Here is a 20363-nt window from a genome sequence, read left to right as displayed (position 1 = left end):
GCAGACAGGGTTCATCCGGGGACGCTTTCCGGGATTCGGCATGTCGAGCCCCACACGCACCGCCGCCCGAGCCCCACACGCACCGCCGGCCGAGCCCCACACGCACCGCCGGCCGAGCCCCACACGCACCGCCGGCCGAGCCCCACACGCACCGCCGACCGGACCGCCGACCGAACCGCCGGCCGCACTGCCAGCCGCACCGCCGACCGCACCGCTGGCCGGATCACGGGAACTGTCTCCCTGCGGTCCGGGCGGGCGCGGCGGCTGCAGTGGACCTGGCGGGGCCGGGGTCGCGCTCACCGCCGCGTATCGCCGCCGCCCGAAGAAGCGGGTGCGCGGCCCCGCCGACTGGGGCCGCGCACCACGATCAGGTCACGCGGGGCGGGTCCGCGCGCCGGGGTTGGCTGACGCTGGGTGGGTCCGCGTGCCGGAGTGGCTGACGCGGGATGGGTCCCCGCACCAGGGTTGGCTGACGCGGGGTGGGTCCGTGTGCCGGGGTTGGCTGACGCGGGGTGGGTCCGCGTGCCGGGCTTGGCTGACGCGGGGTGGGCCCCCGCACCAGGGTTGGTCGACGCGGCGTGGGCCCCCGCACCATGGGTGGCTCACGCCGTGTGGCGCATATCCTCCGCCGCCCCCACGTGATCGAACAGCTCGCCTCCCTCGCCGTCGGCGAGCAGATACGCCTGAGCCTCTCCGACATGGAAGTACATCCCGTGCAGTTCGAGCACACCCTCCCGCAGGGCCCGGGCCACGGACTCATGCGCCCGCAGATGCTCCAACTGCTGCACCACATTCGTCAGACAGAGCTGCTCCACCGCGTCGGCGGGCGCCCGCCCGGCGAGCCGCGCCCACGGCCGGTCCTTGGCGGCCATCCGCTCCAGGCTCGGCTGCCCGTGCCGCAGCCACCGCTTGAGCGGGGTGGGCGCTCCACCGGGTTCCGAGGTCAACAGGGCCTGCATCGCCCCGCACCCCGAGTGCCCGCACACCGTGATGGACCGCACCTTCAGCACGTCCACCGCGTACTCGATCGCCGCGGCCACCGAGTCGTCCCCGCTCTCCTTCCCGGGCAACGGCACGAGGTTGCCCACATTCCGTACGACGAAGAGGTCACCCGGACCACTGGAGGTGATCATCGAGGTGACGAGCCGCGAGTCGGCACAGGTCAGGAACAGCTGGGACGGCCGCTGCCCTTCGCGCGCCAGTCGCGCCAGCTCATCCCGCACCAGGGGCGCGGTGTTGCGCTGGAACGCGCTGATGCCGCGCGCCAGTTGATGGCCACTGCGCCCATCGGGGCCGGCCGACTCGCCCGGCCGGTCGCCGGAAGGTACGGACTGCGGGCTCGCGGAGGTCTCGCAGTGGTGGTTGCGCCAGGGCGTCCAGGGCCGGCAGCGGCAGTGGGCGGAGCTCGCGGGCTCGGCGATCCTGGTGCCGGCCCGGCCGGTGAGCTCGACCGCGCCGCCGCCCGCGAAGTGGGCGTTCCGCCAGTCGTGCAGTGACTCGTATGCCGCGTGGTCCATGAACGAGCCATCCAACTCCACGACGGTGTCTGCCCCTTGGGGGATCAGGTGCAGGGAGCGGCTGAGCCGTGGCACGGCGAGGAACGTCAACTGGCCTCGTACGCGAACGTAATGGACTCCTTCCTTCTCCTCATGCGTGATACGGGTGCGGGCGAGGCGGTTCAGGGCGACACCGACGGCCACGGAGACCCCCAGCGCCACGCCCTGGAGCACTCCGAGGACGACGACGCCGAGCGTGGTGACGGCGTACACCAGGACCTCGCGGTGGCGGGTGACCGTGCGAATGTGGTGCAGGGACACCATCTGGATGCCAACGGCCATCACCAGGGCGGCGAGCGATGCGAGGGGGATCAGCTCCAGGATCGGGACCATCAGCAGCGCGGCAACTACTACGAAAACGCCGTGCACCATCGTGGAGTTCCGGCTCACGGCACCGGCTTGCACATTCGCGGAGCTGCGTACGGCGACCCCGGCGACCGGCAGGCCGCCGAGCGCGCCGGACACCATATTGGCGGCGCCCTGGCCGAGCAGCTCACGGTCGAGATCGGAGCGGGTCACCCGTGTCTGCAGGTCGGGCCGCTTTGCCACCAGCTTGTCGACGGCGACCGCGCCGAGCAGTGACTGCACGCTGCACACCAGCGTCACGGCCAGGACGGCGGCGGCGATTCCCAGCACCGGACCCTCCGGCAGCCCGGCCAGCGCGTGGCTGCTCCAGGACGGCAGGTCCACCTTGGGCAGGATCAGGCCGGCGAGCGAAGCGGTGACGGTGGCGCCGGCGACGGCCACGAGCGCGGCCGGGATCTTGCGCAGCAGCTGACCGATCCGCCCTGGAATCCGCGGCCAGGCGAAGAGAAGCGTCAACGTCAGCACGCTCATCGACACCGCGGCGGGGTGGACGTGCGCCAACTGGTTCGGCAGCGCACGGAGGTTGTCGAGGACGGAGCTCTGTGGCGTCCCGCCCAGCACGATGTGCAGCTGAGCGACGGCGATCGTCACGCCGATGCCGGCGAGCATGCCGTGCACGATCGCGGGGCTGACGGCGAGTGCCGTGCGGGCCACACGCAGGCAGCCCAGGCCCAGTTGGGCGGCTCCGGCGAGGACGGTGATGGCGCAGGTCGTACGCCATCCGTAGCGGTGGATGAGGTCGGCGGTGACGACGGTGAGCCCGGCGGCGGGCCCGCTCACCTGCAGTGGTGAACCGCCGAGTCGTCCGGCGACGAGCCCGCCCACGGCGGCGGCGACAAGGCCCGCCTGGAGTGGCGCGCCGGTGGCGAGCGCGATGCCGAGGGACAGCGGCAGGGCGATCAGGAAGACCGCGATCGAGGCCGACAGATCGGCGCCCGCGATACGGAATCGACGGGGCGGGGTCGGCGGGGGGCTGTGGGGTTCGTGGATGCGGCGTGGCCGAGTCGAGTCGGCGGCGCGGGTGGGTACGCAGGCGGACATGGTTCCCGTCTCCTCCGGGGCAGCGCGGTCGCGGAACAGGTGGTCCCCCGTCCGAAGTGACGGGGGCGGATCGCGGCCGTGGGTCACGGCGTGCAGCGGCGGGATTTTCAACGTTCGGTAAACGGATCGTAATGGACAGTAAAGGTCTAGTGCGAACTTTCGGAGCATATGGGGCACCAAATCACCCTCCAGGATGAACCGAGCATTTCATCGGCTTGTCGTATTTATTCCTTCTCGGTCCCGTGCAACCTTGGCGGCGCTGTCGGCAAATCGCTGCATATCGCCACAGAACATCCACCCAGCGTTGCCCTGACCGAGGGAAGAAGGAGGGCGGAAGATGGCCGCCACTCAGCGGATCGCCGCGGGCCTAGCGCTCGCAGCGGCCTGCTCCACCGCGCTCGCCGGTTGCGCGAGCGATACGAACGGATCCACACAAGGCGCGCACGGCGCGAAGGACGCGGCGGGGGCCCAGGCGCCCAAGAGCGCGGCCCACCTGATCGGCGACGGCTCCACCGCGTACACCGGCGCGCAGCCGCATCTGCCCAGACCCGAGCGGCTGAAGCCGGGCCAGAAGCCCCCGCAGTTCGTGGTGTTCTCCTGGGACGGCGCCGGCGAGGACAGCCAGAAGCTCTTCTCGCACTTCCGTGAGGTCTCCAAGGCAAACAACGCGACGATGACGTACTTCCTGAGCGGCGTGTACATGCTGCCGGAGTACAAGCGCGACCTGTACCGGCCGCCGCAGCACTCGCCCGGCAGCTCCGAGATCGGCTTCAACGACGACCAGGGCATCAAGGACACCGTTCAGCAGCTGCGCGACGCCTGGCTGGAGGGCAACGAGATCGGTACCCACTTCAACGGCCACTTCTGCGGCACCGAAGGCGGGGTCGGTGAGTGGTCGGTCGCGGAGTGGAAGAGCGAGATCGCCCAGGCGAAGTCGTTCGTGAAGTCCTGGAAGACCAACACGGGGATGAAGAAGGCGCCCCCGCTGCCCTTCGACTACGACAAGGAGCTCATCGGCGGCCGCACGCCGTGCCTGGAGGGACAGAAGAACTTCGTGAAGGCGGCCAGCCAGCTGGGCTTCCGCTACGACACCAGCGGTGTCAACGACCAGGTCTGGCCCAAGAAGAAGCGGGGCCTGTGGGACCTGTCGATGCAGCTCGTGCCCTTCCCCGGCCACTCCTACGAACAGCTCACCATGGACTACAACTTCATGGTCAACCAGTCGGGCACCCAGACCCAGGGAGACCCCGACAAGCAGGAGCTCTGGGGCGACCAGATGCGTGACGGTCTGCTCAAGGGCTTCGACCGCGCCTACAACGGCAACCGCGCGCCGCTGATCATCGGCAACCACTTCGAGTCCTGGAACGGTGGCACCTACATGCGTGCCATCGACCAGGTCGTCGAGAACGTCTGCACCAAGTCCGAGGTGCGCTGCGTGTCCTTCCGGCAACTCGCCGACTGGCTGGACGCCCAGGACCCGGCCACGCTCGACAAGCTGCGCGGCCTCAATGTCGGCGAGGCCCCGAAGCAGGGCTGGACGTCCTTCCTCTCGGGCCGTCCCGCCCCTGCCCCGAAGGGCGTCCCCGGGGCACCGGCGGTCAAACCGTAGCGGCGACCCGGGGTCGGTGGCTCGAGCCGTGGCGTTTCCCCGCGGGCCGGTGGCTCGAGCCGTGGCGCTTCCCCGCGGACCGGCGGCTCACGCCGTGGCCACCAGGTCTTCGCCGAGGACGAAGCCGGGGTCGACCTGGGCCGCCAGGTCGGCACCGGTCTTCGCGTTGCCCCAACTGCTCGCGTTCTTCAGGTGGAAGTGCACCATCTGCCGTGTGTAACGCTCCCAGTCGCGCAGCTCGTACGTGGCGTCGGCGGCGGTCTGCAGGGTGCGAAGGGCGTGCCGGTTGGCCTCCTCCAGGAACTCGAACCGGGGCGGGCGCCCCTTCTCCATGGCGCGCACCCAGTCCGAGTGCCCGACGGTGACGAGGAGGTCGTCACCGACTTCGGCGCGGAGGAAGTCGATGTCGTCCTGACCCTGCGTCTTGTTGCCGATGACCTTCAGGATGACGCCGAAATCGCGCGCGTACTCCCTGTACTGGCGATAGACGGAGACCCCCTTCCGCGTCGGCTCGGCGACGAGGAACGTGATGTCGAAGCGGGTGAACAAGCCGGACGCGAAGGAGTCGGAGCCCGCCGTCATGTCGACGACGACGTACTCGCTCTGGCCGTCGACGAGATGGTTCAGGCAGAGCTCCACTGCACCGGTCTTCGAGTGGTAGCAAGCCACTCCCAAGTCGGCCTCGGTGAACGGGCCGGTAACCATCAAACGGACGGCGCCGCCGTCGAGTTCCACCGGCCGCGCGCAGGCGTCGTACACCGGATTGTTCTCGAGCACCCGCAGCAGCCGTGAACCCTCGCCGGGCGGCGTCGTCTTGATCATCGTCTCGGCGGACGCGATGCGCGGGTTGGCGCCGCGCAGGTAGTCCTTGATCAGCGGAAGCCGGTCGCCCATCGCGGGCAGCCCGGCGGCCTCCGTCTCGTCGAGGCCGAGCGCGGCCCCCAGGTGCTGGTTGATGTCGGCGTCCATCGCGACGACCGGCGATCCGGAGGCCGCGAGGTGGCGGACGAAGAGCGAGGACAAGGTGGTCTTGCCGCTGCCGCCCTTCCCTACGAAAGCAATTTTCATGTTCACAAAGCGTAGTCGGGTGACTGCGTGGAGTGCCCGTCGTACGTGAAGAAGACCACTCCTTCGTGGGCGTGGCCGCCGGGGTGCGTAGGGTCGTACTCATGAGTACGACAGGTGCGACCGCCGATCCGCTCGCGGCCCTGGGTTCGCTTCCCGGAGTGGCCGAATCCGTGGAGTCCGTCCGCAAGGCCGTGGACCGGGTCTACGGCCACCGGATCATGCGGCGCCGCAGCAACGAGATCACGTCCGAGGCGGCGCTGCGCGGCGCCCGCGGCTCCGCGGCGCTGTCCGGTGCCGACTGGGCGCTCGAAGAGGTGCGCCGCCGCACCGATTTCAGCGCCGACGACGAGGCCCGTATGGTCGGCGCGGCCCTCAGGCTGACCGCCGAGGCGGGCCAACTCCTGTCCATCTGGCGACAGTCTCCCCTTCGGGTGCTGGCCCGACTGCACCTGGTGGCGGCCGCCGACAAGGGCGACGAGGTCGGCCGGCCGCGGCAGAACGGCGAGCCGGTCGACGAGCCGCTCGTCGAGCTGCCGCTTCCGGGCGCGCACGAGGTGGCCGGGCGTCTGGAGGGCCTCTCGCAGCTGATCATCGCGGGCGGTTCGGCCCCCGCGCTGGTGACGGCGGCCGTCGTCCACGGCGAACTGCTCGCCCTGCGTCCCTTCGGTTCCCACAACGGCCTCGTCGCGCGCGCGGCCGAGCGCATCGTCCTGGTCGGCAGCGGTCTCGACCCGAAGTCCGTCTGCCCGGCGGAGGTCGGCCACGCGGAACTCGGCCGCGCGGCCTATGTGGCGGCTCTGGACGGCTACGCCTCAGGCACCCCGGAGGGCATGGCTGGCTGGATCGCCCACTGCGGCAAGGCGGTTGAGCTGGGGGTCAGGGAGTCGACGGCCGTCTGCGAGGCGCTTCAGCGCGGGGCGGCGTAGGGACCACAACAGGGTTGCGGCGGTACGAGGTCTCGTACCGCCGCTGGCATGTCCACCGGGTTACCAAGCGTCCTCGAATGTTGCCCATCAGGCCGGGAACTGTTGCCCGTCACCTGGTGCGGCTGGCCCGTAATCGACGGGTCGACGTCGCGTGGGTGCTCGGTGTTCATGCGCGGTCCGTGGGGCCTCGGTTGCGTTTAAAGGTGATCCTCTCGGATGTCCTTGGTCTCGCGGGCCGTTAACTTCTTTGTACTCCTGGTCCGCAGCAAGCGGAAGCCCTGGCTGCACTTCTTTACTTTTAGGTTCAAATGGGCACTAACCAGGCATGATGCGCTGTCTGTGCCGCCGTGAGGTGATCACATCGCCGTCGCGCGGCGGCGGCTGGCGTACCAGACGAGTCCCGCTGTGGCCGCCGCCGCTCCTATGGCTACCGCCGCGACGAGTGCCGGACGCGGCGGTACGGACAGAGTGGGCAGCCGCTGCTTCAGTCGGACCGGGCGATGGAAGTCGAGAATCGGCCACGAGCGGGCGAGTGCCTCGCGGCGCAGCGCGCGGTCGGGATTCACCGCATGCGGATGGCCGACCGATTCCAGCATCGGCAGGTCCGTCGCCGAGTCGCTGTAGGCGTAGCAGCGCGCGAGGTCGTACGCCTCGGAGAGGGCCAGTTCCTTGATCGCCTCGGCTTTGGTCGGCCCGTACGCGTAGTACTCCACCTCGCCGGTGAAACAGCCGTCCTCGCCCACGATCATGCGGGTCGCCACCACACGGTCCGCGCCGAGCAGTTCGCCGATCGGCTCGACCACCTCGGCGCCGGACGTGGAGACGATCACGACGTCGCGCCCGGCGGTGTGGTGCTGCTCGATGAGGGACGCGGCCTCGTCATAGATGATCGGGTCGATCAGGTCGTGCAGCGTCTCGGCGACGATCTCCTTGACCTGCTGGACGTTCCACCCGCGGCACAGCGTCGAGAGGTACTTGCGCATCCGCTCCATCTGGTCGTGGTCGGCGCCGCCCGCCAGGAACACGAACTGGGCATATGCGGTGCGCAACGCGGCCCTGCGGTTGATCAGCCCGCCTTGGTAGAACGACTTGCTGAACGTGAGCGTGCTCGACTTCGCAATGACCGTCTTGTCCAGGTCAAAGAAGGCTGCTGTGCGAGGCAAGGAGTGGTTTTCCACGAGGCCGAGCATAGGCGCCCACCATTCGGCGTAAGGTGAGGCGCGTGGGTTTGCCTGAGAGGGCTCTCGGGTACACCATGGAAGTCACGGATCGTTCGCGACCGTGCTAACCCGGTCCGACTCCTCCCCCCCCGAGTCGGCCGTGGGGACGACCCCCGCTCTCCCCCCCGGCGGGGGTCGTCGCATGTCCGGATGGGTTTTCTCCCTCTTTTGCGCGGCCTCGGGGCCCTGTTGTCACCGCTGTGACCGTCCTCTCCGCGTGCGCGTGATCCGTCACTGTGTGTAGCCGCGAGGCTGCTCTGCGGAAGTTGCACAGGGGTCACCGGTAGGGGTGAAGGCGATATTCACAGCCGCTGAGTTGTCCACAGTTATCGACCAAGATCCACACGATTTCCTGGATCGCTGCACCGTGATTCCAGCGCGCTCCGCTCGCGGCAAGTTCGTCCCGGCGAGTTCATGGCCGGTTCCGTTTGTCGGGCGCGTTTGGCCGGTTCGTATCGGCAGTTCATATGGAGGCCGCTTGCCGGTTCTTCACACGAGCGGGAATCGCGGGTCCGCAGAGGACCCTGCGGGCCCCGCGCAAGATGCAGCGAAGGGGGCTGGAGATCGTGGCAGGAGCCATCACACACGACCGGCCGCCCGCCGCCGAGGGGCGGCAGGGCGGACCACTGATCGTCACGGAGGACGCCGACCTGCTCGACGACCTGCTGCGCCTGTGCGCGGCAGCGGGCGCCAGGCCGGAGGTCCACCACGGTGTGCCGGAGCACAGGGGCAGCTGGGAGGCGGCACCTCTCGTCCTGGTCGGCGACGACGCCGCGCTCCGGGTGCGCGGAGCCGCGCGCAGACGCGGAGTGGTGCTGGTGGGCCGGGATCAGGACGATTCCGGTGTCTGGCGACGGGCGGTCGAGATCGGTGCCGACCATGTCCTGATGCTGCCCGATGGCGAGCAATGGCTGGTCGACCGCATCGCCGACGTGGCCGAAGGAGTCGGCAGGCCCGCTCTCACGGTCGGCGTGCTCGGCGGGCGCGGAGGGGCCGGAGCGTCCACGCTGGCGTGCGCGCTCGCCGTCACCTCGGCGCGCGAGGGCCGGCGCACCCTGCTCGTGGACGCGGATCCGCTGGGCGGCGGACTCGACGTACTCCTGGGCGGTGAGACGGCCGAAGGTCTGCGCTGGCCGGCGTTCGCCGCGTCCCGCGGCCGAGTCGGCGGCGGCGCTCTGGAGGAATCCCTTCCCGAACTGCACGCACTGCGCGTCCTGAGCTGGGATCGCGGCGATTCCGTCACCATCCCCCCGCAAGCCGTACGAGCGGTGCTGGCCGCCGCCCGACGGCGGGGCGGAGCGGTGGTCGTCGACCTGCCCCGCCGTATCGACGAGGGCGTCGCCGAGGCGCTCGCCCAGCTCGACCTGGGGCTCCTGGTGGTCCCCGCCGACTTGCGCTCGATCGCGGCGGCCGGCCGGGTGGCGTCCACGGTCGGCATGGTCCTGCGCGATCTGCGGGTCGCGGTGCGCGGTCCCTACGCGCCGGGGCTCGACGACCGCGAGGTGGCCCGGCTGCTCGGACTGCCCCTGGTGGGCGAAGTGCCCGCCGAACCCTCGCCGTTGGACGGAGGTCCGCCACCCGGGGGAGCGGCCCGAGGACCGCTCGCCCGGTTCTGCGCGGCCTTCTGGGACCGGCTCCCTGTGGAAGGCGGGGGCGTATGAGCTGGGACGCCGATACGAGGATGGACCGCGGGGCGGGGCTTGAGGGGCGTGCGAGGGCGCGGGAGGGGCCTGCGGGCTCGCCGGAGGGGCGTGCGGGACCTCGGGACGGGCGTGGGAGGTTGCCGTTCGAGCACGCGGCCTTGCCCAACGGGCCGACGGAAGCGTGGGATGGGCATGCGGGCTTGTTGGGCGGGCGTGCTGAACTGCGCGATGCCCGTAAGGGGATGCCGTACGGGCATGCGGGCCCGCTGCCCGATGAGGGTACGGAGCTGCTGGACGGAGTGCGGCAGTGGCTTGCCGAGAGCGGCTCCGAGCCGACCCCCGCGCGCGTGGCACAGGCACTGCGCGAACAGGGAAGGGTGCTCGGGGACGCCGAAGTCCTGGGCGCGGCCGAGCGATTGCGCTCCGAGCTGGTGGGCAGCGGCCCGCTGGAACCCTTGCTCGCCGACCCGTCCGTCACCGATGTGCTGGTGTCCGCGCCGGACCGGGTCTGGGTGGACCGGGGCGGCGGCCTGGAGCTGACGGCCGTCTCCTTTCCTGACGCGGCGGCCGTACGACGCCTCGCGCAGCGCCTCGCGGCCGTGGCCGGACGACGGCTCGACGACGCCCGCCCCTGGGTCGACGCCCGGCTTCCGGACGGCACCCGCCTGCACGCGGTGCTGCCACCGGTCGCCGTCGGCTCCACCTGTCTGTCCCTGCGCGTCGTACGGCCGCGGGCGTTCACGCTCGACGAGTTGGTGGCCGCGGGGACGGTGCCGCCCGGCGGGGACCGGGTGCTGAGAGCCCTGCTGGACGCCCGGCTGTCCTTCCTGATCAGCGGAGGGACGGGCTCCGGCAAGACGACGCTGTTGAGCGCGCTGCTGGGGCTGGTCGGACCCGGGGAGCGGATCGTGCTCGCCGAGGACTCGGCGGAGCTGCGTCCCGACCATCCCCATGTGGTGCGTCTTGAGGGGCGTCCCGCCAACCAGGAGGGCGTGGGGCTCGTCGCGTTGCAGGACCTGGTCCGGCAGGCCTTGCGCATGAGACCGGACCGGCTGGTGGTCGGCGAGGTGCGCGGGCCGGAGGTCGTGTCCCTGCTGGCCGCTCTGAACACGGGCCATGAGGGCGGCTGCGGCACGGTGCACGCGAACGCGGCGGCGCAGGTCCCGGCCCGCCTGGAGGCGCTGGGTACGGCCGCGGGGCTCGACCGGGCGGCCCTGCACAGCCAGTTGGCGGCGGCGCTGTCCGTGGTCCTGCATCTCGTACGCGACCGGGCGGGGCGGCGGCGGATCGCTGAGGTGCATGTGCTGGAGCGCGACTCGTCGGGGCTGGTGGTGACGGTGCCGGCGCTGCGGTGGGGCGCGGAGGCGTTCGCGTACGAGCGGGGCTGGGAGCGGCTGCGGGGGCTGCTCCGGGACGGGAGTGAAGGGAGTGGGCTGTGGTGAGGGCGGTCGGTGAGCTGTCGGTGGGGGCGGCCATGGCGTGTGCCGGGGCGGCGGCCTGGTTGATGGGCGACTGGGATTCGGGTGCGCGCAGGGCGCGGCTGCTGTGCGCGGGCGGCGGGGTGGTGACGGCCGGTCCGCCGTCGTGGCAGAGGGCGCTCGGCGGATGGCGGCGGGTGCGCGGGCGGCTGCGGGCCGAAGGCTGGTCGCTGGTGGCCGGGTTGGTGCTCGCGCTGTTGGGCGCGTCCGTGGTGCCCCTGCTCCTCGGAGCGGCCGGAGTTCCCCTGCTCAGGCGGGTACGGCGGGCCGGGGAGGCGAGGCGGGAGCGGGAGCGTCGGGGCGATGCGGTGATCGCCCTGTGCGGTGCCCTCGCCGGGGAGGTGCGGGCCGGGCGGCAGCCGGGCGAGGCGCTGCTCCGGGCAGCGCGTGATGCGGGCGGCCTCGGCGAGGCACGGTCGGTGGTGCTGGCGGCGGCGAAGTTCGGTGGGGATGTGCCGGGCGCTCTCACCGATGCGGCACGGCAGCCGGGTGCGGACGGGCTGGCGGGACTGTCCGCGTGCTGGCGGGTGGCGGTGGACCGAGGCGCGGGTCTCGCGGCGGGACTCGACCGACTGGAGGGCGCGTTGCGCGCCGAGCGTGACCAAAGGGCCGATCTACGAGCCCAGTTGGCCGGAGCCCGCTCGACGGCCGTGATGCTCGCGGGTCTGCCGGTCCTGGGGCTCCTCCTCGGCACCGCGCTGGGCGCCGATCCGCTGCACGTATTGCTGCGCACCGGCGCCGGACTGGGCTGCCTGCTGGTCGGCGGGGTGCTGGAGAGCGTGGGCCTGTGGTGGGCGCTGCGCATCGTGAGGGGAGCTGAGGAGGCATGAGCGGGGAAGTTGTCCACAGGCTGGGGGCGGTGATGTGCGGGACGCTGACGCTCGGGTGGCTGGCCCAGTCGTTCTGGGCGGCGCGGCACGAACGGCGGGTGCGTCGACGACTGACCGCGCTGCTGGCCCTGGCGGAGACGCCTGCGAGACGGCGCTTCGAAGTGCGGGGCGCGGGGCGGCGATGGCTGCCGGTGGCGGGGGTGGTGTGCGCCGGCTGGGTGCTGGTCGGGGGTCTCGCCGGGGTGCTGGTGGGGCTGGCTGCCGGGCTCGGGGTCTGGCGGTGGCGGCGGCGGTTGGGACCGGGATCGGGGCAGGCGGAGGCGTACGACACGGCGCGGGCCACCCGGCAAGTCCCGCTCGCGGCCGACCTGGTGGCCGCCTGCATCGCCGCCGGGGCGGGCCCCGTGGTGGCGGCCCAGGCCGTGGGCGAGGCCCTGGGTGGCCCTGTAGGGGAGCGCCTCGCGCGCGGCGCGGCCGAGGTCCGGCTCGGCGGTGAACCGGCCGAAGCGTGGCGGGCGTTGGCGTCGATGCCGGGTGCTCAGGGGTTGGCGCGCCTCTTGGAGCGAGCGGGAGAGTCGGGCGTGCCCGCGGCGGTGCCCGTCGGGCGGCTGGCCGCGGAGGCCCGCGCCGAATGGGGGCGCGGGGCGACGGCCCGAGCACGTCGGGCGGCCGTCATGGTCACCGCGCCCGTGGGGCTGTGCTTTCTGCCCGCCTTCATCGCGATCGGCGTACTGCCCGTGGTGATCGGGCTGGCCGGGGGGTTGTTGCGAGGTGGTGGTGGGTGAGGGGGGTGACGGCAGACGGGCGAGACCGGCAAGTGATCAAGTGAACGCACTGGCAAGTGAGCACGGCTAGTGATCAACAGGGTTGAACCTTACGGGGGTTGAGATGCGCAAGACGGTACGAGGAGTCGTTCGGGGACGTGAGCGGGTGCGGGCGTGGATGCTCGGCCTGGCGGTGCGGAGGGACGCGGGGATGGTCACCTCCGAGTACGCGGTGGGAATCATCGCGGCGGTGGCGTTCGCGGCCGTGCTCTACAAGGTGGTGACGAGCGGGCAGGTCGGCGGGGAGCTGCAGGGCATCGTGGGGCGGGCGCTCAATGTCCAGATGTGAACGGGGCCTGCGTACGCCGGCGACGGGGAGCTGTCCGCGCAGTTGTCGGGACCGTGGATTCGTGACCGCGGAGGCTGCCGTGGTGCTGCCCTCGCTGGTGCTTGTCGGAATGGCGCTGGTCTGGGCCCTGCTCGCCGCGTCCGCGCAGATCCAGTGCGTGGACGCGGCGAGGGCGGGCGCCCGCGCGGCGGCCCGCCAGGACCCGCCCGACAAGGTCCTGGCGACGGCGCACCGGGCGGCACCGCGGGGCGCGCGGGTCACGGTGAGCCGGGAGGACGACCTGGTCCGAGTGAGAGTCACCGCGCGTACGCCGGGCCCCGGCGCGCTCTCCGTGGAGCTGAGCGACGAGGCCGTGGCTCTGGCGGAGGAGACGGTGGGGGTGGTGGGCCGATGAGGGGAGGTGGTTGGGCTGCGCGGACTCTCCGGGGGATGAGGGCCCGCGCGGGGGAGAAGCCCCTTCGGGACTCGTGGACGCCTCGGGATAGGTGGACCCTGTGCGACGCACGCCTCCGTCGGGATGCACGCGCCCGTCGGGACACGCGTCTCCTTCTCGACGCACGTCTCCTTTGGGACGCGCGCCCCCTTCGCGGCAGGCGGGCTCTTGACTCGGACAGAGGATCGGCGACCGTCTGGGCCGTCGGGGCGATCGCCGTGTTGTGTGTCGTGTTCGGGGCCGTGCTGGCCATGGGACAGGCAGTCGTGACCCGGCACCGCGCGGCGGGGGCGGCCGACATGGCGGCACTCGCCGCGGCGGACCACTGGATGGACGGCTCAACGGGGGCCTGTGCCAAGGCGGATCGTGTGGCCCGGGCCCAGCGCACTCGGCTCGTCCGGTGCGCGGTCGAGGGCGAGACCTCGGACGTGACGGCGACGTCGGGACGGGGCCCGTTCGCCGCGCAGGTCAGGTCGAGAGCGGGGCCGGCGGGGTTCGTCGAACCTGGTGCGGGGGGACCGACTGCGCCGGCCGAGCACGGTTCGACAGGAGACACCGGACACACCCGGGCGGGTGGACTCCGGCCCGGCGGGAGCTACCGCGCCGCATCTCGCACTGAGCCCGTTCGCGGGAGGTGCCACGCGCTCAAAGCCGCCTCCGCCTCCGCCCCGGCGCTCAAGCCTCGCTCCGAAGCCGTCACGCGTTCTCAGTCGCTCTCAGTCGCTCTGAGTCGCTCTGAGTCGCGCTCAGTCCTCCGGTGCCGCCCGCAGCAGCTCTGTGAGGAGCCGTACGGCCCCCCGTTTGTGCAGGGGATCGTTCCCGTTGCCGCACTTGGGGGACTGGATGCAGGAGGGGCAGCCGGCGTCGCACTCGCAGGAGGCGATGGCCTGGCGGGTGGCGGTGAGCCAGGAGCGGGCCGTGTGGAAGGCACGCTCGGCGAACCCCGCGCCGCCCGGGTGGCCGTCGTACACGAAGACGGTGGGCAGGAGCGTGTCCGGGTGCAGGGGGATGGAGACGCCGCCGATGTCCCAGCGGTCGCATGTGGCGAAGAGCGGCAGCATGCCGATCGACGCGTGCTCGGCGGCGTGCAGGGCGCCGCCGAGGATCTCCGGGTTGATGCGGGCCGCGTCGAGCTGGTCCTCGGTGACCGTCCACCAGACGGCGCGGGTACGGAGCGTACGAGGAGGGAGGTCGAGTTTCGTCTCGCCGAGCACTTCGCCGGTGATGACACGTCGACGTAGGAAGGAGACGACTTGGTTGGTGACTTCGACGGAGCCGTAGCACAACCGGCCGTCGCCCCAGGGGACTTCGACGTCGGTCTCCAGGACGGCGATGGAGGTCGTGTCGCGGGCGACCGTCGAATACGGCGGGTCGGCCTGCTCGACCAGCGCGACGGAGTCCTCCAGGTCCAGCTTGCGCACCAGGTACGTGCGGCCTTGGTGCAGGTGAACCGCACCCTCGTGGACGGCCGTGTGCGCGGCGCCCGCGTCGACCGTGCCGAGCAGTCGCCCGGTCCCGGCCTCGACGACCTGCACCGGGCTGCCGCCCTCCCCGCGGATGTCGGTCAGGTCGGCGGCCCGCTCCCGGCGCGTCCAGTGCCAGGCCTTCGTCCGGCGGCGGAGCAGCTTCGCGGCCTCCAGCTGCGGCAGCAGGCCGGCGGTGGCCGGCCCGAACAGCTCCAAGTCGTCGTCGGTGAGGGGTATTTCGGCGGCGGCTGCACACAGGTGCGGGGCGAGGACGTAAGGGTTGTCGGGGTCGAGGACGGTGGATTCCACGGGCTGGTCGAACAGCGCCTCGGGGTGGTGCACGAGGAACGTGTCCAGCGGGTCGTCGCGGGCGACGAGGATCGCCAGCGCGCCCTGCCCCGAGCGGCCCGCGCGGCCCGCCTGCTGCCACAGGGAGGCGCGGGTGCCCGGGTAGCCGGCGATGACGACGGCGTCCAGGCCGGAGATGTCGACGCCGAGTTCGAGGGCGGTGGTGGCGGCGAGGCCTAGGAGTTCGCCGGAGTGCAGGGCGCGCTCGAGGGCGCGGCGTTCCTCGGGGAGGTAGCCGCCGCGGTAGGCGGCGACGCGCCGGGCCAGTGAGCGGTCGATCTCGGCGAGGCGTTCCTGGGCGATCACCGAGATCAGCTCGGCGCCGCGCCGGGACCGTACGAAGGCGATCGAGCGCATGCCCTGGAGGGTGAGGTCGGTCAGTAGGTCGGCCGTCTCGGCGGTGGCGGTACGCCGTACGGGTGCGCCTTTCTCGCCGTGCAGCTCGGTGAGCGGGGGCTCCCAGAGGGCGAACACCAGTTCCCCACGGGGAGAGGCGTCGTCGGCGACCTCGACGACGGGGAGGCCGGTCAGCCGGCGTGCCGCGACCGAGGGCTCGGCGGCGGTGGCGGAGGCCAGCAGGAAGACGGGGGAGGCGCCGTAGCGGGCGCACAGGCGGCGCAGCCGGCGCAGCACCTGGGCGACGTGGGAGCCGAAGACGCCGCGGTAGGTGTGGCACTCGTCGATGACGACGTACTTCAGGGCGCGCAGGAAGGAGGACCAGCGGGGGTGGGAGGGCAATATCCCGCGGTGCAGCATGTCGGGGTTGGTCAGGACGTAGTTGGCGTACTGACGGACCCACTCGCGTTCCTCGAAGGGAGTGTCACCGTCGTACACGGCTGGGCGTACGGCATGGCCCAAAGGTTGTGAAAGTTCCTTCACCGATCGGCACTGATCGGCCGCGAGGGCCTTCGTCGGGGCCAGGTACAGGGCGGTGGCGCCGCGGCCGTTCGGGGCCTCGGAGCCGTCCAGGAGGGCTGTCAGGACCGGGGCGAGGTACGCCAGGGACTTGCCGGAGGCCGTGCCCGTGGCGACGATCACCGACTCACCGTCCAGGGCGTGCTCGGCGGCCCGTGCCTGGTGGGCCCAGGGGTGTTCGATGCCCGCGGCCTGGACCGCGGCGATGACCTCCGAGCGGATCCGGTCCGGCCAGACGGCATGGCGACCCGCACGCGGGGGCAAGTGCTCCGTATGAGTGATGCGCGAAGCCCGGCTCGGCCCCGAGGCGAGCCGGTCCAGGACCGTGCCCGGCGAGGGGCGGGAAGCGGTGTCCGTCGAGGATCGATCGGATCGGTGATTCTTGGCCATCGGCATCGAGTGTGTCACTGGCGTGACGGACAATGGACCCAAGGCGTCGTGCACGCCTGCCGTAAGTGATTGAATGCCATCGCGGCTGGCGAACCGTCCAGGGGGCTCTGCCGAGGTGTCCCATGGGGCGACCGCTCGATAGCAAGGTGCTGGAGGATCCGTGGACCTGTCTCTGTCGACTCGCAATGTGTCCGGCCCTAACGGCGACCGTACGGTCGTCGAGGTCGGCGGCGAAATCGATGTATATACCGCGCCCAAGCTGCGCGAGCAGCTGGTCGAGCTGGTGAACGACGGCAATTTCCACCTTGTCGTCGACATGGAGGGCGTGGACTTCCTCGACTCCACCGGGCTCGGCGTGCTGGTGGGCGGCCTGAAGCGTGTGCGGGCCCATGAGGGCTCGCTGCGACTGGTCTGCAACCAGGAGCGCATTCTGAAGATCTTCCGTATTACCGGTCTCACCAAGGTGTTCCCGATCCACACCTCGGTGGAGGAGGCGGTCAACGCCACCGACTGACCACCGTCACCCGGGTCGTGGGCCCGGTCCGAACAAGTGGGGGGACTGGGCCCTCGGCCCGGTCCCCAGACAGCACGCCCGTAGTCTGAGGGGGATGCATGGCCACCGTTGAACTCCGCTTCAGCGCGCTGCCCGAGCACGTCAGGACCGCCCGACTGGTGGCGGCAGCGGTGGCGCGCAGGGCCGGAGTGGACGAGGCCGTACTCGACGAGGTCAGGCTCGCCGTCGGCGAGGCCTGCTCTCGTGCCGTCGGACTTCACCAGAGCGGCGGCATCTCGGCGCCGGTGCGGGTGACGCTGATCGAGGAGGAGAAGCAGTTCTCCATCGAGGTCGGCGACGAGGCGCCGCGTACGGCGCCCGGTGAGACGGTGCCCGGCGCATCCCCCGGTGGCTCGGACGCGGACGCCGAGGAGGACGAGATGGGCCTCGCGGTCATCAGCGGCCTCGTCGACGACGTGGAGGTCACCGCCGGGGAGAACGGCGGACTGATCAGGATGAGCTGGCCCACCACGCCGCCGGCCGTGCTCGTTCCCTGATCACCTCCCCAGCGCAGCCGGATCCCAGACCCGGCTGCATCTCCGTACACACACGAAGGGCCCTGCTCGGCGGGGCCCTTTTTGCATGCCCCGTGTATGCCCCGCCTGGGCGCCTTCGCCTGTGCCGCCTGGGCTTCAGCCTTTTCGTGAATTAATTCACGATCAATCACGCGATTATTTGATCAAGCGTCAACGCTTTTGGGGCATTACCTCTTTTGGGTTCCTTGGAAGCCCGTCGATCATTTGCTGAAGAGCATGTGTAGGCCAATTCCGTTTACCGAGCACTGTTTTGATCAGGTTCCGGTACCTACAATCCGTCCACATCTTGAGCTCAGCACAGGCGTCAAGGAGGACGAATGGCGGGGCTTTCTACCCCTCATCAGTTTGACCAACCCACAACCTTCGCAGCCGCAGTACTGACCGACGACAATCGTCTCATCGTGATGGTCATCGGGGCCGTCGCGCTCGCGGCGCTCGCGGTCGCCGGGATCCTGGTGCGCCAGGTGCTCGCGGCGGGCGAGGGCACCGACAGCATGAAGAAGATCGCTACGGCGATCCAGGAGGGCGCGAATGCCTACCTGGGGCGGCAGATGCGCACGCTCGGCGTATTCGCCGTCGTGGTGTTCTTCCTGCTCATGCTGCTGCCCGCGGACGACTGGAATCAGCGTGCGGGCCGATCGATCTTCTTCCTGATCGGCGCGGCGTTCTCGGCGACCACCGGCTATATCGGTATGTGGCTCGCCGTACGGAGCAATGTCCGCGTGGCCGCCGCGGCAAGGGAAGCGACCCCGGCGGAGGGTGAGCCCGAAAAGGATCTCACCGCCGTCTCGCACAAAGCCATGAAGATCGCTTTCCGCACGGGCGGCGTAGTCGGCATGTTCACGGTGGGGCTCGGTCTGCTGGGCGCCTCGTGTGTGGTGCTGGTGTACGCGGCCGACGCGCCGAAGGTCCTGGAGGGCTTCGGGCTCGGTGCCGCGCTGATCGCCATGTTCATGCGTGTCGGCGGCGGCATCTTCACCAAGGCCGCCGACGTCGGCGCCGACCTGGTCGGCAAGGTCGAGCAGGGCATTCCGGAGGACGATCCGCGTAATGCCGCGACCATCGCCGACAACGTGGGCGACAACGTCGGCGACTGCGCGGGCATGGCGGCCGACCTCTTCGAGTCGTACGCCGTCACGCTCGTCGCCGCGCTGATCCTCGGCAAGGCGGCGTTCGGCGACTCCGGTCTCGCGTTCCCGCTGATCGTGCCGGCGATCGGCGTACTCACCGCGATGGTCGGCATCTTCGCGGTGGCGCCCCGGCGCTCCGACCGCAGCGGCATGTCCGCGATCAACCGCGGCTTCTTCATCTCCGCGGTGATCTCGCTGGTGCTGGTGGCCACGGCCGTCTACATCTATCTCCCGGCGAAGTACGCCGATCTGAGCGGTGTCACGGACGCGGCGATCAAGGCCAAGAGCGGCGATCCGCGGATCCTCGCGCTGGTCGCGGTCGCGATCGGCATCGTGCTGGCCGCGCTGATCCAGCAGCTGACCGGCTACTTCACCGAGACCACCCGCCGTCCCGTACGGGACATCGGCAAGACCTCGCTCACCGGCGCGGCCACCGTCGTCCTCGCCGGTATCTCGGTGGGTCTCGAATCGGCCGTCTACACCGCCCTGTTGATCGGGCTCGGCGTGTACGGGGCGTTCCTGCTCGGTGGTACGTCGATCATGCTGGCGCTCTTCGCGGTGGCCCTCGCCGGAACCGGACTGCTCACCACGGTCGGCGTCATCGTCGCCATGGACACCTTCGGACCGGTCTCCGACAACGCGCAGGGCATCGCCGAGATGTCCGGCGACGTCACGGGTGCGGGCGCGCAGGTGCTCACCGACCTGGACGCCGTCGGCAACACCACCAAGGCCATCACCAAGGGCATCGCCATCGCGACCGCCGTCCTCGCGGCTTCCGCGCTGTTCGGCTCGTACCGGGACGCGATCACCACGGCCGCGAGCGACGTGGGCGAGAAGGTCTCCGGCGCGGGCGCGCCGATGAACCTGATGATGGACATCTCCCAGCCCAACAACCTGGTGGGTCTCATCGCGGGCGCCGCGGTCGTCTTCCTCTTCTCGGGGCTGGCGATCAACGCGGTCTCGCGGTCCGCCGGGGCCGTGGTCTACGAGGTGCGGCGGCAGTTCCGCGAGCACCCCGGGATCATGGACTACACCGAGAAGCCCGAGTACGGGCGCGTCGTCGACATCTGCACCAAGGACGCGTTGCGTGAACTCGCCACGCCCGGGCTGCTCGCCGTCCTCACCCCGATCGCGATCGGCTTCACGCTCGGGGTCGGCGCGCTCGGTTCGTTCCTCGCGGGCGCGATCGGCACCGGCACGCTGATGGCGGTCTTCCTCGCCAACTCCGGCGGTGCGTGGGACAACGCGAAGAAGCTCGTCGAGGACGGTCACCACGGCGGCAAGGGCAGCGAGGCGCACGCCGCGACGGTGATCGGCGACACGGTCGGCGACCCGTTCAAGGACACCGCGGGACCCGCGATCAACCCGCTGCTGAAGGTGATGAACCTGGTGGCGCTGCTCATCGCGCCCGCGGTCGTCAAGTTCTCGTACGGCGACGACAAGAACGTGGCCGTACGGGTTCTCATCGCCGTCCTCGCGCTTGTGGTGATCGTGGGCGCGGTGTACATCTCCAAGCGGCGCGGGATCGCCGTGGGTGACGAAGGCAACGCGGAAAGGGTGACCAAGTCACCTGACCCTGCGGTGGTTTCGTAGCCGCAAGGCCTCCGTCCGGCGAGGCACGGACCCCGTGCCTGGTCGGATGCGGGTCAACGGGCGGGGGGGGGGGGGGGGTTGGGGGGGGGGGCCGCCCCCCCCGGGGGGGTGTAGACCACGGGAAGAGAAAAACAAAAGAACAGCAGGAA

Annotated in this window: 15 protein-coding genes and 1 pseudogene; 12 read left to right on the top strand and 4 right to left on the bottom strand. The window is 70.9% G+C overall.

Annotated elements, in window-relative coordinates; all coding sequences use genetic code 11:
* Window positions 1-602 precede the first annotated feature (602 nt).
* Window positions 603-2963: a SulP family inorganic anion transporter gene (locus ACFVXA_RS17680; RefSeq protein WP_390025480.1), complete on the bottom strand. Its 2361-nt coding sequence runs from the start codon at window positions 2961-2963 to the stop codon at window positions 603-605.
* Window positions 2964-3300: 337 nt separating this feature from the next.
* Between ACFVXA_RS17680 and ACFVXA_RS17675 the strand changes: the two genes are divergently transcribed.
* Complete coding sequence (locus ACFVXA_RS17675) at window positions 3301-4572, top strand: hypothetical protein (RefSeq protein ID WP_362027017.1); 1272 nt, start codon at window positions 3301-3303, stop codon at window positions 4570-4572.
* A gap of 87 nt (window positions 4573-4659) precedes the next feature.
* Here the strand turns inward: ACFVXA_RS17675 and ACFVXA_RS17670 are convergent, their stop codons facing one another.
* Window positions 4660-5640, bottom strand: coding sequence for an ATP-binding protein (locus tag ACFVXA_RS17670; protein ID WP_362027014.1), 981 nt, complete (start codon window positions 5638-5640; stop codon window positions 4660-4662).
* Window positions 5641-5741: 101 nt separating this feature from the next.
* Between ACFVXA_RS17670 and ACFVXA_RS17665 the strand changes: the two genes are divergently transcribed.
* Window positions 5742-6566, top strand: coding sequence for an oxidoreductase (locus ACFVXA_RS17665; RefSeq protein WP_390025478.1), 825 nt, complete (start codon window positions 5742-5744; stop codon window positions 6564-6566).
* A gap of 356 nt (window positions 6567-6922) precedes the next feature.
* Here the strand turns inward: ACFVXA_RS17665 and ACFVXA_RS17660 are convergent, their stop codons facing one another.
* Window positions 6923-7756: an HAD family hydrolase gene (locus ACFVXA_RS17660; RefSeq protein ID WP_384026335.1), complete on the bottom strand. Its 834-nt coding sequence runs from the start codon at window positions 7754-7756 to the stop codon at window positions 6923-6925.
* Between the two features lie 596 nt (window positions 7757-8352).
* Here ACFVXA_RS17660 and ssd point away from each other — a divergent pair.
* From ssd to ACFVXA_RS17625, 7 genes and pseudogenes are all read left to right on the top strand, one after another.
* A complete protein-coding gene (gene ssd, locus ACFVXA_RS17655) occupies window positions 8353-9447 on the top strand; it encodes a septum site-determining protein Ssd (protein ID WP_362027006.1) in 1095 nt (364 codons plus the stop codon).
* A 224-nt stretch (window positions 9448-9671) separates the two neighbouring features.
* Window positions 9672-10871, top strand: a complete 1200-nt coding sequence (locus tag ACFVXA_RS17650; RefSeq protein ID WP_362027003.1) for a TadA family conjugal transfer-associated ATPase — start codon at window positions 9672-9674, stop codon at window positions 10869-10871.
* 32 nt (window positions 10872-10903) lie between these two features.
* Complete coding sequence (locus ACFVXA_RS17645; RefSeq protein WP_383907790.1) at window positions 10904-11737, top strand: type II secretion system F family protein; 834 nt, start codon at window positions 10904-10906, stop codon at window positions 11735-11737.
* A complete protein-coding gene (locus ACFVXA_RS17640; RefSeq protein WP_390025476.1) occupies window positions 11734-12522 on the top strand; it encodes a type II secretion system F family protein in 789 nt (262 codons plus the stop codon). The genes ACFVXA_RS17645 and ACFVXA_RS17640 overlap by 4 nt, the downstream gene beginning before the upstream one ends.
* Before the next feature lie 103 nt (window positions 12523-12625).
* On the top strand, window positions 12626-12850 hold the full coding sequence (locus ACFVXA_RS17635) for a DUF4244 domain-containing protein (protein WP_390025474.1): 225 nt from the start codon (window positions 12626-12628) through the stop codon (window positions 12848-12850).
* Complete coding sequence (locus tag ACFVXA_RS17630; RefSeq protein ID WP_389749686.1) at window positions 12837-13244, top strand: TadE family type IV pilus minor pilin; 408 nt, start codon at window positions 12837-12839, stop codon at window positions 13242-13244. The genes ACFVXA_RS17635 and ACFVXA_RS17630 overlap by 14 nt, the downstream gene beginning before the upstream one ends.
* Before the next feature lie 209 nt (window positions 13245-13453).
* Window positions 13454-13777: pseudogene (locus ACFVXA_RS17625) on the top strand (Rv3654c family TadE-like protein); the annotation flags it as partial.
* 252 nt (window positions 13778-14029) lie between these two features.
* Here ACFVXA_RS17625 and ACFVXA_RS17620 read toward each other — a convergent pair.
* Window positions 14030-16408, bottom strand: coding sequence for a DEAD/DEAH box helicase (locus ACFVXA_RS17620; protein WP_383907684.1), 2379 nt, complete (start codon window positions 16406-16408; stop codon window positions 14030-14032).
* A 154-nt stretch (window positions 16409-16562) separates the two neighbouring features.
* Between ACFVXA_RS17620 and bldG the strand changes: the two genes are divergently transcribed.
* The 3 genes from bldG to ACFVXA_RS17605 all read left to right on the top strand — a co-directional run bounded on the left by bldG (window position 16563) and on the right by ACFVXA_RS17605 (window position 20214).
* Window positions 16563-16916, top strand: coding sequence for an anti-sigma factor antagonist BldG (gene bldG / locus ACFVXA_RS17615; RefSeq protein ID WP_362026988.1), 354 nt, complete (start codon window positions 16563-16565; stop codon window positions 16914-16916).
* Between the two features lie 98 nt (window positions 16917-17014).
* Window positions 17015-17452: an ATP-binding protein gene (locus ACFVXA_RS17610; protein WP_362026985.1), complete on the top strand. Its 438-nt coding sequence runs from the start codon at window positions 17015-17017 to the stop codon at window positions 17450-17452.
* A gap of 356 nt (window positions 17453-17808) precedes the next feature.
* Window positions 17809-20214 carry a sodium-translocating pyrophosphatase gene (locus ACFVXA_RS17605; protein WP_362026982.1) on the top strand — a complete coding sequence of 802 codons (2406 nt, stop codon included), beginning with the start codon at window positions 17809-17811 and terminating at the stop codon, window positions 20212-20214.
* The last annotated feature ends 149 nt before the right edge of the window (window positions 20215-20363 follow it).

Origin of the sequence: Streptomyces sp. NPDC058246 (assembly GCF_042881985.1) — a bacterium.
GTDB lineage: Bacteria > Actinomycetota > Actinomycetes > Streptomycetales > Streptomycetaceae > Streptomyces.
This window is presented reverse-complemented; position numbering and strand designations above follow the sequence as displayed.

Bases quoted from the DNA above. Each gene is read 5' to 3' on its own strand.
- ACFVXA_RS17620 (WP_383907684.1), bottom strand. From the start codon at position 16,408: ATGCCGATGGCCAAGAATCACCGATCCGATCGATCCTCGACGGACACC.
- ACFVXA_RS17635 (WP_390025474.1), top strand. From the start codon at position 12,626: ATGCGCAAGACGGTACGAGGAGTCGTTCGGGGACGTGAGCGGGTGCGG.
- ACFVXA_RS17640 (WP_390025476.1), top strand. From the start codon at position 11,734: ATGAGCGGGGAAGTTGTCCACAGGCTGGGGGCGGTGATGTGCGGGACG.
- ACFVXA_RS17660 (WP_384026335.1), bottom strand. From the start codon at position 7,756: ATGCTCGGCCTCGTGGAAAACCACTCCTTGCCTCGCACAGCAGCCTTC.
- ACFVXA_RS17650 (WP_362027003.1), top strand. From the start codon at position 9,672: ATGCCGTACGGGCATGCGGGCCCGCTGCCCGATGAGGGTACGGAGCTG.
- ACFVXA_RS17670 (WP_362027014.1), bottom strand. From the start codon at position 5,640: ATGAAAATTGCTTTCGTAGGGAAGGGCGGCAGCGGCAAGACCACCTTG.
- ACFVXA_RS17675 (WP_362027017.1), top strand. From the start codon at position 3,301: ATGGCCGCCACTCAGCGGATCGCCGCGGGCCTAGCGCTCGCAGCGGCC.
- ACFVXA_RS17605 (WP_362026982.1), top strand. From the start codon at position 17,809: ATGGCGGGGCTTTCTACCCCTCATCAGTTTGACCAACCCACAACCTTC.
- ACFVXA_RS17665 (WP_390025478.1), top strand. From the start codon at position 5,742: ATGAGTACGACAGGTGCGACCGCCGATCCGCTCGCGGCCCTGGGTTCG.
- ACFVXA_RS17630 (WP_389749686.1), top strand. From the start codon at position 12,837: ATGTCCAGATGTGAACGGGGCCTGCGTACGCCGGCGACGGGGAGCTGT.
- ACFVXA_RS17680 (WP_390025480.1), bottom strand. From the start codon at position 2,963: ATGTCCGCCTGCGTACCCACCCGCGCCGCCGACTCGACTCGGCCACGC.
- ACFVXA_RS17645 (WP_383907790.1), top strand. From the start codon at position 10,904: ATGGCGTGTGCCGGGGCGGCGGCCTGGTTGATGGGCGACTGGGATTCG.
- ACFVXA_RS17610 (WP_362026985.1), top strand. From the start codon at position 17,015: ATGGCCACCGTTGAACTCCGCTTCAGCGCGCTGCCCGAGCACGTCAGG.